Below are 12,761 nucleotides of genomic sequence, written 5' to 3'. Positions count from 1 at the left end.
ACGCGCCGGGTCATGCGCCCGGCGCGGTGCTTCAGGCCAGCGGTTCCAGGTGCGGCGCGGGCGGCCAGGCGGGCGCCTCGCCGCGGATGAAGGCGATCCAGGCGCGTTGCGTGGTCCGCGCCAGCGCGGCGGCCTGCGCCGGCGCCAGGCCGCGCAGCATGGGCGCGGCGGCGAAGGCCTCGAGCGTGCCGAAGGCGAATGGCAGCTCGATGCAATGGCAGGCCTGGAAGCGCGCCGTGGGCGCCACGTCGAAGCGCGCCAGCCACGCCTGGCGGCCCTGGGCGGCGGCATCCGCGGCCCACTGCCGCGAGGGCGCGCCGAACACGGCTTCGCTGGCCAGCGCGCAGTCGGGGCCGTCGCCGCCGGGAAAGGCGGCCATTTCGTCGCGGGTGTAGCTGACCAGCACGTCGGCGCGGCCGGCCGCCTGCCACAACGCCGGGGCGATGTCGGCGGGCAGCACCGCGCCATCGAGCACCGGGCCGAACAGGCTGCGGCGGCTGCCTTCGGCCTGCAAGGCCGCCGTCACCTCGGGCGCCTGCTGCGCGGCCAGCAACCGCTCGACCGGCAGCGCGCGGGCCTGTTCGAGCGTGTCGGCGCCGGCGGCGGCCAGGAACACCCGGCCCAGCGCCGCGGCCTGCGCGCTGCTGCGAAAGCCGCGGCCCAGCGCGGCGCTTTGCAGGATGGCGCGGCCAAAGCGCGGCCGCCGCGCCAGCATGGCGCAGATCGACGAAGCGCCGGCCGACTGGCCCATCAGCGTGACGCGGGCCGGGTCGCCGCCCAGGTCCTGGATGTGGTCCAGCACCCAGTCGATGGCGCATTCCTGGTCCAGCAGCCCGACGTTGGCGGTCTGGCCCGGGAGGTGCAGCCAGCCCAGCGCGGCGAGCCGGTAGTTCACCGCCACCACCACCACGTCGCCCAGCGCCGCCAGGCGCGCGCCGTCGTACCAGTCGAGCGCGCCGCCGCCGCTTTGCCAGGCGCCGCCATGCAGCCACACCACCACCGGCCGGCGGCGCCCGTCGGCGGCGGGCGTCCACACCGTCAGGTGCAGGCAGTCTTCGGATTGCGGCGCGTCGAAGTCGCCCATGGCGCCGCGCAGGCGCGAGGGCAGTTGCGGCGCCACGCTGCCGGGGCGGGTGGCATCGCGCGGCCCGCGCCAGCGGGCCGGCACGGGCGGCGCGAAGCGCAGCGCGCCCACGGGCGGTGCGGCGTAGGGGATGGCGCTGAAGCGGCAGACGCCGCCCTCGCGCAGGCCGGTCAACCTGCCGGTGCGCAGGTCGGCCTGAACGGTGTCAGTCATGGTCTTGTCCCTTGTCGTCCTGGTTTCCGGCGGACGGCGTGCAGGGCCGCCGTCCGCTCGGGACTATGGTAGGGACGAATGGGGGCGGGCAGGCATGCCGGTTTCGATCCGGGCCATGCGCAACCCGCATACCTGCGCGGCCGGGCCTACTTCAGGATGCGCGCATCCATGCTGTTGTCGGCCAGCGCCTGGGCCTGCGCCTGGCTCATGCCCAGGTGCTCATACAGCGCGTGGAAGTTCTCGGTGACGTAGCCGCCGAAATAGGCCGGATCATCGGAATTGACCGTGACCTTCACGCCGGCGTCCAGCAGCGACAGGATGTTGTGCTGCGACATGTGCTCGAACACGCGCAGGCGGGTGTTCGACAGCGGGCACACGGTCAGCGGGATCTGTTCGTCGATCAGGCGCGCCATCAGGCGCGGGTCCTCGGCGGCGCGCACGCCGTGGTCGATGCGCAGCACCTTGAGCAGGTCCAGCGCTTCCCAGATGTACTCGGGCGGGCCTTCTTCGCCGGCGTGGGCCACGGCCGGCAGGCCTTCGGCGCGGGCGCGGTCGAAGACGCGCTGGAACAGGCGCGGCGGAAAGCCCTTTTCGCTGCTGTCCAGGCCGACGGCGATGAAGGCGTCGCGATACGGCAGCGCTTCTTCCAGCGTGTGCATGGCCTGTTCCTCGGGCAGGTGGCGCAGGAAGCTGAGGATCTGGCCGCTGCTGATGCCAAGCTTCTTGCGGCCGTCTTCCAGCGCCTGGCTGATGCCGTCCAGCACCACCTTGAACGGCACGCCGCGGTCGGTGTGGGTCTGCGGATCGAAGAAGGGCTCGGTGTGCACCACATTCTGCTCGTGGCACTTGACCAGGTAGTCCCAGGTCAGGTCGTAGAAGTCCTGTTCGGTGCGCAGCACGTCGGCGCCGCGGTAGTACAGGTCGAGGAATTCCTGCAGGTTGCCGTAGTCGTAGGCGGCGCGCAGGGCGTCCATGTCCGGCCACGGCAGCGCCACGCCGTTGCGGTGGGCCAGCCGGAACAGCAGCTCGGGTTCGAGCGTGCCTTCCAGGTGCAGGTGCAGTTCCGCCTTGGGCAGGGTGTTGAGCCAGTCGTACATGGGCGCTCCTAAGAAGAAGATTGGATGGCCTGGGCCAGCGTGTCGGCGAAGGCGCGGGCCTGGCGGGTGCTGGGCCGGTCGCGGCGCCAGATGGCCGCCAGCGGCGAGCGCCGCAGGGCGGGGCGGGGCGCCAGCACCACCACCTCGCCGCGCGCGGCGCGCACCGCCGCGACGCTGCCGGGCAGCATCCACAGGTAGGGTCCGACCGTCAGCAGTTCGCGGCCGAATTCCAGAGACAGGGCGCCGATCATATCCGGAATCGGCAGGCCCTCCCGTAACAGCAGCATTTCCAGTTCGCCGCGGATGCGGCTGCCGGGCAGCGCCGTGATCCACGGGTACGCCACACAATCGGCCAGCGTCGCTTCGGGCCGCTCCGCCAGCGGATGGCCCGGCGCGCAGGCCAGCACCACGGCGTCCTCCAGCAGGTTGGCCGAGCGGTAGATGCTCGGATCGACCGTGGACGAGAAGCGGCTGATCAGCACGTCCAGCGCGCCGGCGTCCAGGTCTTCGATCAGGCGCTCGTGGGTGCCGATCTCCAGCGTCAGCGTGATGCGCGGATGCCGTTCGCGAAAGCGCGACGCGGCCTGCGCCACCGGCCAGCCGGCGAACATCGAGAAGCAGCCCACCGTCAGGCTGCCCTCGTCGCCGCGCGACAGCGCCGCCAGGTCGATCTCGGCCTTGCGAAAGCCGGTCAGCAGCTGGCGCGCGTGGCGGCACATGGCTTCGCCCAGCGGCGTACAGCTGGTGCCGCGGGCGGTGCGCTCGAACAGGCGGGCGCCCACCAGTTCCTCGATCTCGGCGATGGCGCGCGACAGGCCCGACTGCGTGCTGTGCAGTTGCGCCGCAGCCTTGGACAGGTTGCCCAGCTCGGCGACCGTCAGCACGATCTCCAGGTGCCGGGTGCGGAGTTTTCCTTTGAAGGGCGTCATGGCGGGCGGGGCAGTGGCGATGCGCCGATTATTCTCCGGCGCCGCAGCCTTGGCAACGCGGGGGACGGGTTTCGGTATAGTTGCTCGCCATGGAGACGGACGGGAGCGGGCGATGACGGCGGGATCTGGCGCGAGACTGGCCCTGGCCGCGCGGCGGTTGGCGGCGATGGCGGCATTGGCGGCCCTGGCCGGATGCGGCGTGTCGACGGTGGACGAGGTGCGGGTCGACTGGCCGCCGTTCAAGGACGGCGCGCCGCTGGTGCTGCCGTCGGACCCGGCGCAATGCCCCGACCTGTCCGGCAGCTACCGCGCCGCCGGCGAGCTGCGCGCCGGCAAGGCCGATCCCGGCGTGGCCGACTTGCAGCGCCTGCTGGCCAACACGCTCGGCCTGGCCGGCTTGCGCGATACCGCCGCACGGACCTGGCGCCCCACGGCGGCAGCCAGCGTGACTTTCCGCGCCGCGCCGGACGGCTGGCGCATCCAGGCCGACGACGGCCAGGGCGACGGCAGCGCCGACCTGCTGCCGCTGCGCGCTGGCCGGGCCGGGGCGGATGCGGCGGCGGATGAGCGCTCGCCGGACCCGTTCGGCCTGCAACGCTTCAGCGGTTGCACCCAGGGCCGTTTCTGGATCAGCGCCCGTCGCGACTGGCGCCAGCACGAGTCGATGGGCATGTACCGCACCATGGCGCTGCTGCGGCCGCTGGCGGGCGGGCTGCTGGTGAGCGTGCAGCGCGAGTCGCAGAGCATCGGCCTGCTGCCCTGGTATTCGTCGGACGAGGACCGTTCGCAATATTGGTTCGCGCCGCGCTAGGAGCCATCGCTTGAACGCTGTTGCCGCCGCCATGCCCGCCCGCTTCGTCTCCGGACCGTTGCGCGGCCATGTGCTTGAAATGGTGCTGACCGGCTGGGCCAGCATGCTGGCGGTGTTCGCCGTGGAATTCCTGACGCTGCTCTATCTGGGCACGCTGCGCGATGAGGCCGTGCTGGCGGCGGTGGGCTTCGGTTCGATGACGCTGTTCACCATCACGTCGATCTGCATCGGCGTGACCGTGGGCGGTGCGGCGCAGGTGTCGCGCGCCCTGGGCGCTGGCGACGCCATGCGCGGGCGCCGGCTGGCGGCGGCCTCGCTGGTGCTGATGGCCGCGGCCACGGTGCTGTCGGCAGCCGTGTTCCTGCTGGCGATCGGGCCGTTCACGCGGGCGGTCGGGCTGGCGCCGGATGTACGGGCGCTGCTGCTGTCCTATGTGGCCATCACCGCGCCGTTCTCGGTGGCCATGGGCCTGGGCATGATGCTGTCCAACCTGCTGCGCGCCGCCGGTCGCGGACGCCAATCGATGTGGGTGCTGCTGGCCGGCACCGCCACCGTGGCGGTGCTGGATCCGCTGGTGATCTTCGTGTTCGACGGCGGCATGCGCGGCGTGGCCTGGGCCGGCGGCGTCGGCCGCGTGGCGACCGTGGCGCTGGGCGCCTGGCTGGTGTTCGGCCGCTACCGGCTGGTGGCGCGGCCGGCGCGCGCGAGCCTGCGCGCCGACCTGGCCGCCGTCGGCGGCATCGCGCTGCCGGCGACGCTGAGCGCGCTGGCCACGCCGGCGGCCGTCGTCTTCACCGCGTCCACCTACGCCGGATTCGGCCCCAGCGTCATGGCCGGCGCCACGGTGGTGGACCGGGTGCTGCAGCTGTCGTATTCGCTGTTCTTCGTGTTGCCGGGCGCCATCGGCCCGATCCTGGGCCAGAACCTGGGGGCAGGGCAGTGGCCGCGGGTGCGGCAGACCGTGCGCATCACGCTCGGCCTGGCCCTGGCGTACGGCTTTGGCGCGGCGACGCTGCTGGCCTTGCTGGCGCCGTGGATTCCCGACCTGTTCCAGGTCACCGGACCGGGCCGCGACCTGGTGCTGGTCTTCTGCCGCTACGCCAGCTTCATCTGGGCGCTGAACAGCGTGTTCTTCGTGTCCGTGGCGGTCTTCAACAACCTGGGCTACGCCACCTATGCCACCGCCATCGGCTGGCTGCGCGCCACCGTCGGCACCCTGCCATTCGTGTGGGTCGGCGCCTATTACGGCGGCGCGCAGGGCGTGCTGCTGGGGCAGACGCTGGGCTTCGCCCTGTCGAGCCTGCTGGCGCTGGCGCTGTGCCGGCGCGTGCTGCGCCAGCCGCCGGCCAGCCTGGCGCCCGGCGCGGCCTGAGACGGGCGCCCCGCGGTGGTTCCGGCCCGACCACGGGCCGGGCGTCGCGGCCGTTCCAGCATGGCCCGCGGGGGCAATCCACGGTCCGGCGGCGCCCCGTCCAGGTCATTCGATTTCGGCGGCCGGTCGCGGTACGATCCGGGCTGACTTCGATTTTTCAGGATAGCCATGCGACAGCGTCTCCTTCGCGCCCGGATCGATCCCCTTGCGCGCGCGGTCCTCGCCGCCGCGCTGAGCCTCGCCGCTTGCGGCGCCGCCCAGGCCCAGTCGCCTTCTTCCGCCACCGGCACGCGCAGTCCCGGGGCCCAGCCGACCCCGTCCGGCCCGACGCTGACGCCCAAGCGCAGCTTCGACGACCCGTCCACGCCTGCCCCGGCCGCCGCGCCCGCGCCCGTGCCCGTGGTCACGCCGGACGATACGCGCGCCGCCCCGCCGACGAACGTCCACGCGCCGGCGCCCGCACCGGCCCCCGCGCCCGCCACCGCGGCCCCGGCCGCGCAGCCAGCCGCCGCGCCGGCCCAGGTTCCCGCCGCGACCGCCGCCCCGGCAGCGCCCACGGTCATCATCCCGACCGAGCTCGACACCAAGGCGTGTATCGCCAAGCTGCGCAAGGGCGCCACCGCCAACGGCCTGACCCTGGCCGATTGGGACAAATACACCGCCAAGGCCAAGCTGCTGCCCACCACCGTGGCGTCCGCCCAGGGCCAGCCCGAGGGCCGCGAAAGCTGGTGGGACTACATCGCCAAGACCGTCGACGACGAACGCGTCAGCGACGGCCGCGCGGTGCTCGCCAAGTACGGCAAGCAGCTGGGCGACATCAGCCAGCAATACCAGGTCGACCCGGCCACGCTGGTCGCCATCTTCGGCATCGAGACCAACTACGGCCGCCAGGTCGGCAAGACCGACGTGCTCAATGCCTGGCTGACCCGCGCCTGCACCGAGAACAAGACGCTGTGGGAAAAGAACGCCTACGCCTCCGTGCGCCTGCTGCGCGACGGCGTGGTGCCGGCCGACAACTTCGTCGGCTCCTGGAGCGGCGCCTTCGGCATGACGCAGTTCATCCCCACCTCGTTCTACGAGTTGGCGGCCGACGGCGATGGCGACGGCAAGATCGACCTGTACAACTCGCTGCCCGACGCCCTGGCCTCGACCGCGAACCACCTGCGCAAGCGCCGCGCCAAGTGGACCCACGGCCTGCCGGCGGTGGTGGAAGTGCGCGTGCCGGCCGACGTGGCCGCCGCCATCCCGCCCGCGCCCGATGCCGAATACGTCGGCTCGCAGGACCGCCGCACCATCGCGCAATGGGCCCAGGCCGGGCTCAAGCAGGGCGACGGCTCGGCGCTCAAGCTGGCCAGCGGCAACGACCAGCAGGCCTACCTGTTCGCGCCCACCGGCGCCAAGGGGCCGGTGTTCCTGGCCACCGTCAATTTCGACGCGATCCTGCACTACAACCAGTCGCGCCGTTATGGGCTGGCGGTGTCGCTGCTGCTGAACCGCCTGCAGGGCGGCCCGGCGCTGGCCACGGCCTGGCCGACGGACGATCCCGGCCTGTCGCGCGCGCAGATCAAGGAAGTGCAGGAGATGCTCAACGCCCGCGGCTATGACGTCGGCACCGCCGACGGCATTCCCGGCGCCAAGACCCGCGACGCGGTGCGCGCCGAACAGGAAAAGCGCAACCTGCCGCAGGACGGCCGCGTCGGCAAGCGCATCTACGACGCGCTCAAGGCCAAATGAGCGCCGCCGATTCCGCGCAAACGGTCGACCGCAGCGGGGCGGTGGTCTCGGGCACCCAGGGCTACGGTGAGAACGCCGCGGCCCTGGCCGAGCAGTACGAGAGCATCGCCTTCGCCGACGTCCACCGCGACGTGGCGCACCTGATCCCGGCGACGCCGTCGCGCATCGCCGACATCGGCGCCGGCTCGGGCCGCGACGCCGCCGCGCTGGCCCGCATGGGCCACCAGGTGGTGGCGGCCGAGCCCACGCCCGAGCTGCGGCGCGAAGGCCAGCGGCGCCATGTGCTGCCCAACCTGGAATGGGTCGACGACGCCCTGCCGGACCTGCCCGGACTGCGCGGGCGCGAGTTCGACGTCATCATGCTGACCGCGGTCTGGATGCACCTGGACGCGGACGAGCGCGCGCGCGGCATGGCGGCACTGGCGGCCCTGCTGGCGCCCGGCGGGCAGATCCTGATGTCGCTGCGCCACGGCCCGGTGCCGCCAGGCCGCCGCATGTTCGACGTCTCGGCCGAGGAAACCATCGCGCTGGCGGCCGGCCATGGCCTGTCGGCGCATCACTGCGTCACGCGCGAAGACATGCTCGATCGCGCCGACGTGCGCTGGAGCTTCCTGGGCCTGCGGCGGGGGTAAATGGGTATGATGCAGGGCATCCCGTGTGCCCTGTGTCCGCATCATGCCGTCCGCCCTGTTGCCCGAATCCTTCGTCACCCAGCGCCTGCGCGCCGAGCGCATGACGCCGACCCACCTGCCTTTCATCACCGGGATGCACGCCGACGCCGCCCTGATGGCGACCATGGGCGGCACCCGCGACGCCACCGCCAGCCGGCGCTACGTCGAGCAGAACATGCTGCACTGGGCCGAGCACGGCTACGGCATGTACGTGCTGACCGAGCGCGACAGCGGCGCGCTGGCGGGCCGCGCCGGCCTCAAGCTGGCGCTGTCGGGCAAGATCGAACGGGTCGAAGTGGCCTACGCCTTTCCGCCTTCCTGTTGGGGCCGGGGCTACGCCTCGGAAATCACCCGCGCGCTGCTGGCGCTGGGCTTCGAGCGCCTGCCGGTGGACGCGCTGAGCGCCGTGGCGGTGCAGGCCAACGCCGCGTCGATGCGCGTGATGGAAAAGTGCGGAATGAATTGGATCGAGACCACCGGCGAGGGCGAGGCGCGCAAGCTGCGCTACGAAATCCGGCGCCAGCAATGGCGCGCGCTGGCGGACGCCGATCAGCGCTAACATGCGGGGATGAGTTCCCCGCATACCCCGAACACCGCATCGCCCGTCGATAACGATCCGCCCCCCGTGCCGCCCGAGGCGCCCGCGCCCGAGGAATGCTGCAACAGCGGTTGCATCCCCTGCGTCTACGACACCTACAACGAAGCCATGGATGAATACCGCGCCGCGCTCAAGGCGTGGCGGGCGCGGCATGGCGAGGTGGGTTGAGGTTGCCCAATGAAAAAGGAGCCCGCATGGGGCTCCCTGGCGGTTACGGCCTCAGGCCATCCCGGTGCGGGCGGTTGCCTTACCCCGCCAGCTTCATATGAATGATCGGCCGCGGCCGGCCGGCCGCGTCGGTCTCCGAACGGCCCACGTCGACGAACCCGTAGTGCTTGTAGAACCCATGCGCTTGCGGGTTCTGTTCGTTGACGTCGACCCGCAGGCTGCCGTGCAGCGACAGCGCGAAATTCAGCAGGCGGCGTCCGGCGCCCTTGCCGCGCTTGTTGGCATCGACGAACAGCATCTCGACCTTGTTGTCGTTCAGGCCCATGAAGCCGGCGACCTCGCCGGCATCGTCCTCACAGACCCAGACCCGCACCGACGGCAGGTAGGTGTTGAGCACCTGCGGGTACATGGCCTGGATTTCCTTTTCGGTCAGGAAAGTATGGGTGGCGCGCACCGACCGGAGCCAGATATCCACCAGGGCGAGGTCGTCGCCGTGGTTGCGTTCTCGGATGTTCATGTCAGACGGGCGGCGTTAGTGTCCGGCGCGGTGGATGTCGGTCGCCGCCAGGACGGTTTCCATTTGCACAGTATGCGCGAAAACGAAGCGGTCCCCGTACACGGTTTCATCCGGAAACTCGGAGATCAGCGCCATCGGCAGCTCTTCCCGGTCGGTTTCCGTGACCTGCACGGGGATGCCGTTCAGCACATCGAATCCGGTTTCGAGCGCGTGCGCGTGGAATAGTTCAAGCTGGCGCGCATTGAATTCGACCAGGCCGGGCACCTTGCGGGCCAGCCGCGCCGTCACGCCCTCGATCAGGCGGCGGGCGCGTTCGCTCCAGCCCGGGTGGTGGCGCAGCACCAGGAAGAATCCCTTGGGGATGGTCCACAGCTCGAAATTGCGCGGCAGGTAGCCCGAAAGGGGGCGGGTCCACTCGTGGGCCGGATAGCCGTGCAGGTTGATGTGCAGCTGCGCGCCGCTGATGGCATGGGCCTGGTGGCGGCCTTCGCGTTCGAAGAACGGCGCGTGCTCGCGGTAGGCGATGTCGTCGCCCAGCGCGCTGTAGCGCGAGGCGTGCAGCATGTGGCGCGGATGCTGTTCGCGCAGGCGGTTAAAGAGCGCGTAGCCGTCCGGGTTCTCGGAGGCGATCAGCGCGAAGTGCGCGTCGCCGCGCGCCTTCAGCGCCTGCGCCGCGCGCAGCGCGCCGACCACGCCGGAGGTTTCGTTGGCGTGCTGCGCGCCCGAGATGAAGACCGCCGGGCCCGAGCCGCGCAGATAGGTGCCCAGCACCGGGCGGCCCTGGCGCGAGACGGCCTGGAAGGCGTCGCCGCCCAGCGCGGCCATGCAGCCGGCGATCTGCGCGGCCGCCAGCGGCTGGCGCAGTTCGGCCAGCGGCGCGTCGAGCGCCGCGGGCGTCACCGGCGCCGGCGGCGCGAACGGCTCCAGCGTCACCAGCACGCGCGCCGCGCCGTCGTGGCGGCGGATGTCGGGAATGATCTGGCCGGGTTGCAGGCCGCGGTCGCCGGAGGGGCGGCCGGAGTGGTGCTGGAAGTGTTCCAGCAGCGTGAAGTACAGGTCTTCGTGCAGCGCCTCGAAGGTGCTGACGATCTCCTCATCCACCGGCAGGGCGAAGTCCATGCCGGGCAGGTCGACGCGGATTTCCAGGCGGTCGAAGTACGGCTCGTGCGCGCCCCAGGGATGGTTGCGCACCGTGTCGACGATGCTGCGGAAGGCTTGCTGGTATTCGGTGGACTGGGCCGCGTCGGTCTGCATGGCGCCGTCGGCGTTGCGCACGCGCAGCCAGCCGGTGGGCGACAGTTCGGGCGTGCCGTCCTGCGCCTGGCCGAGCTGGTTGGGCGCGAACACGCGCGCCTCGCGGCGGCTGCCGTCGGCGTAGGCCAGGGCGACGTCGTAGTGCAGGTCGGACGCGCCCGGCTTCATCGTCACGCGCACGCCCGGCAGCAGCGCCACCAGCGGATAGGCCTCGAGCGTGAAGCGCTTGGCCTGGGCGTTTTCATGCAGCGGATAGCGCAGGTCGACCGACACCAGGCCGTCGCGCTCGACCTCTTCCAGGAAGTAGTGCAGCAGCGGCTTGTAGGCGCTGCGAAAGCGCGCCGTCACGCCGGCCTGGGCCAGCCGCGCCTCGGCCTCGCGGCGCGCGTCGACGCCCTCGAACAGCCAGCCTTCGACGGCCGCGCCGCGCCAGGCGGGGGCCTTGTAGGCATGGATCCAGGCGTCCAGGGTGCGGTCGAATGTCTTTTCCAGTAATGCCATGATCTTCAGATTTTTCCAGTCGGGTCCAGACGGTCGCGCAGCCAGTCGCCCAGCAGGTTCAGGCCCAGCACGGTCAGCATGATCGCCAGGCCGGGAAACACGCTCACCCACCATGCCGTCTGCATGTAGGTGCGGCCATCGGCCAGCATACCGCCCCAGCTCGGGATCATCGGATCCACGCCCAGGCCCAGGAAGGTCAAGCTGCTTTCCAGCAGGATATTGTTGGCGACGTTCAGCGTCATCAGGATGACCAGCGGACCCAGCAGGTTGGGCACGATGTGGTGGCGGATCATGGCCAGGTCGCGCACGCCGAAGGCGCGCGCCGCCAGCACGAACTCGCGTTCGCGCAGCGCCAGCACCTGGGCCCGCACCAGGCGCGCATATTGCACCCACTGCGAAATGATCATGAAGAAGATCACGTTGAACAGGCCGCCGCCGAGGATGGCGATGAAGGTGATGGCCACCAGGATGAACGGCAGCGCCAGCTGCACGTCGGCGAAGCGCATCACGATCATGTCCCAGAAGCCGCGGTAGTAGCCGGCGATCAGGCCCATGACGATGCCGAGCAGCGCGCCGCCCAGCACCGACGCGAAGCCCACCAGCAGCGAGATCTTGCCGCCGACGATGACGCGCGCCAGCACGTCGCGGCCCAGCGGGTCGGTGCCGAACAGGTGGGCGGCGCTGGTGAAGGGCGCCATCAGGCGGGCGGTCAGGTCCATGGACTCGCCGCCATCGGGGAACAGCCAGCCCGAGGTCAGCACCAGGACGATCATGACGCCGGTCAGCGCGGCGCCCAGCACGAATTCCAGCGAGCGGTAGCGGCTGCGCGGCTTGGCGGCCTTGGGGGCGGCGGGGGAAGTAGTGGTCTGCATGGGGCTCAGCGCGTGCGGATACGGGGATCGACGATGCCGTAGGCGATGTCGACGATCAGGTTGACCAGGACGATGACGGCGGCCAGCACGGTGACCGTGCCCTGCAGCACCGGGTAGTCGCGGCCGGAGATGGCGTCGAACGCCAGCGTGCCCAGGCCGGGCCAGTTGAACACCATCTCGATGACGACGATGCCGCCGATCAGGCCGCCGAACTGCAGCCCCAGGTAGGTGATGAGCGGAATGGCGCAGTTGCGCAGCGCGTGCTTGTACAGCACGATGCGTTCCTTCAGGCCCTTGCTGCGCGCGACCATGATGTACTGGGCCGACAGCGTCTCCAGCATGGTGGTGCGCACCAGGCGGATGTTGGTGGCCGACAGGATGATCGCCATGGTCAGCGACGGCAGCACCAGGCTGGCCGGACCGCTCCAGCCCGACGGCGGCAGCATCGGGAAGGTGATCGACAGCAGCAGCACCAGCATCAGCGCCAGCCAGAAGTTGGGGAACGACAGTCCCACCAGCGACAGGATGCGGATGGCCTGGTCGGTGGGCTTGCCGCGCTTGATGGCGGCCTGGATGCCCAGCGGCAGCGAAAGCAGGATCGAGGCGATCAGCGAGGTGAACGCCAGCATCAGCGTGGCCGGCAACGCGTCGCCGATCAGCTTGGCGACCGAGGTGCCGCCCATGAAGCTGCGGCCGAAGTCGCCGTGCAGCAGGCCCTGCATGTAGCTCAGGTATTGCTCGTGGAACGGGCGGTTCAGGCCCAGCGCCTGGCGGATGTTGGCCAGGTCCTGCTCGGTGACGCTGCCCGAGCCCTGGCTGAGCATCAGCGCGGGGTCGCCGGTCAGGCGCACGGCATAGGAGACGAGCAGCGTCACGGCCACGATCACGAAGACCGCCTGCAACACGCGTTTAATCAGAAATCCGGTCATGAGGCTCCGCC

13 protein-coding genes are annotated in these 12,761 nt (G+C 71.0%); 6 read left to right on the top strand and 7 right to left on the bottom strand.

What is annotated here, in order from left to right; translation table 11 throughout:
• Positions 1-31: 31 nt before the first annotated feature.
• The 3 genes from AC1HFW_RS13515 to AC1HFW_RS13505 all read right to left on the bottom strand — a co-directional run bounded on the left by AC1HFW_RS13515 (position 32) and on the right by AC1HFW_RS13505 (position 3,323).
• Positions 32-1,297: a carboxylesterase family protein gene (locus AC1HFW_RS13515; RefSeq protein WP_479283824.1), complete on the bottom strand. Its 1,266-nt coding sequence runs from the start codon at positions 1,295-1,297 to the stop codon at positions 32-34.
• Positions 1,298-1,443: 146 nt separating this feature from the next.
• Complete coding sequence (locus AC1HFW_RS13510) at positions 1,444-2,394, bottom strand: adenosine deaminase (RefSeq protein ID WP_479283822.1); 951 nt, start codon at positions 2,392-2,394, stop codon at positions 1,444-1,446.
• A gap of 8 nt (positions 2,395-2,402) precedes the next feature.
• A complete protein-coding gene (locus tag AC1HFW_RS13505; RefSeq protein ID WP_238890130.1) occupies positions 2,403-3,323 on the bottom strand; it encodes a LysR family transcriptional regulator in 921 nt (306 codons plus the stop codon).
• A gap of 112 nt (positions 3,324-3,435) precedes the next feature.
• Between AC1HFW_RS13505 and AC1HFW_RS13500 the strand changes: the two genes are divergently transcribed.
• From AC1HFW_RS13500 to AC1HFW_RS13475, 6 genes are all read left to right on the top strand, one after another.
• Positions 3,436-4,134, top strand: coding sequence for a hypothetical protein (locus AC1HFW_RS13500; protein ID WP_479283820.1), 699 nt, complete (start codon positions 3,436-3,438; stop codon positions 4,132-4,134).
• 10 nt (positions 4,135-4,144) lie between these two features.
• Positions 4,145-5,506, top strand: coding sequence for an MATE family efflux transporter (locus AC1HFW_RS13495; protein WP_479283818.1), 1,362 nt, complete (start codon positions 4,145-4,147; stop codon positions 5,504-5,506).
• A 168-nt stretch (positions 5,507-5,674) separates the two neighbouring features.
• Positions 5,675-7,240 (top strand): lytic murein transglycosylase, encoded by a 1,566-nt coding sequence (locus tag AC1HFW_RS13490; protein ID WP_479283816.1) that lies wholly within the window; start codon positions 5,675-5,677, stop codon positions 7,238-7,240.
• Entirely contained in the window at positions 7,237-7,872 is a 636-nt protein-coding gene (locus AC1HFW_RS13485; protein WP_479283815.1) for a class I SAM-dependent methyltransferase, read from the top strand. Before AC1HFW_RS13490 ends, AC1HFW_RS13485 begins: the two co-directional genes overlap by 4 nt.
• 43 nt (positions 7,873-7,915) lie before the next feature.
• On the top strand, positions 7,916-8,470 hold the full coding sequence (locus tag AC1HFW_RS13480; RefSeq protein WP_116520339.1) for a GNAT family N-acetyltransferase: 555 nt from the start codon (positions 7,916-7,918) through the stop codon (positions 8,468-8,470).
• A 9-nt stretch (positions 8,471-8,479) separates the two neighbouring features.
• The gene (locus AC1HFW_RS13475) at positions 8,480-8,677 is read left to right on the top strand and encodes an oxidoreductase-like domain-containing protein (RefSeq protein ID WP_479283814.1); all 198 of its coding nucleotides are present in this window, start codon (positions 8,480-8,482) and stop codon (positions 8,675-8,677) included.
• A gap of 79 nt (positions 8,678-8,756) precedes the next feature.
• Here AC1HFW_RS13475 and AC1HFW_RS13470 read toward each other — a convergent pair whose 3' ends face one another.
• The 4 genes from AC1HFW_RS13470 to AC1HFW_RS13455 are packed head-to-tail and all read right to left on the bottom strand — an operon-like array spanning position 8,757 to position 12,750.
• Positions 8,757-9,194, bottom strand: coding sequence for an acetyltransferase (locus AC1HFW_RS13470; RefSeq protein WP_006396127.1), 438 nt, complete (start codon positions 9,192-9,194; stop codon positions 8,757-8,759).
• Positions 9,195-9,209: 15 nt separating this feature from the next.
• Positions 9,210-10,949 carry a M14 family metallopeptidase gene (locus AC1HFW_RS13465; protein ID WP_479283811.1) on the bottom strand — a complete coding sequence of 580 codons (1,740 nt, stop codon included), beginning with the start codon at positions 10,947-10,949 and terminating at the stop codon, positions 9,210-9,212.
• Between the two features lie 5 nt (positions 10,950-10,954).
• Complete coding sequence (locus AC1HFW_RS13460; RefSeq protein ID WP_006396125.1) at positions 10,955-11,821, bottom strand: ABC transporter permease; 867 nt, start codon at positions 11,819-11,821, stop codon at positions 10,955-10,957.
• Between the two features lie 5 nt (positions 11,822-11,826).
• Positions 11,827-12,750: an ABC transporter permease gene (locus AC1HFW_RS13455; protein WP_479283810.1), complete on the bottom strand. Its 924-nt coding sequence runs from the start codon at positions 12,748-12,750 to the stop codon at positions 11,827-11,829.
• Between the last annotated feature and the right edge of the window lie 11 nt (positions 12,751-12,761).

The sequence above is a fragment of the Achromobacter sp. ISS7 genome, assembly GCF_056523125.1.
This window is presented reverse-complemented; position numbering and strand designations above follow the sequence as displayed.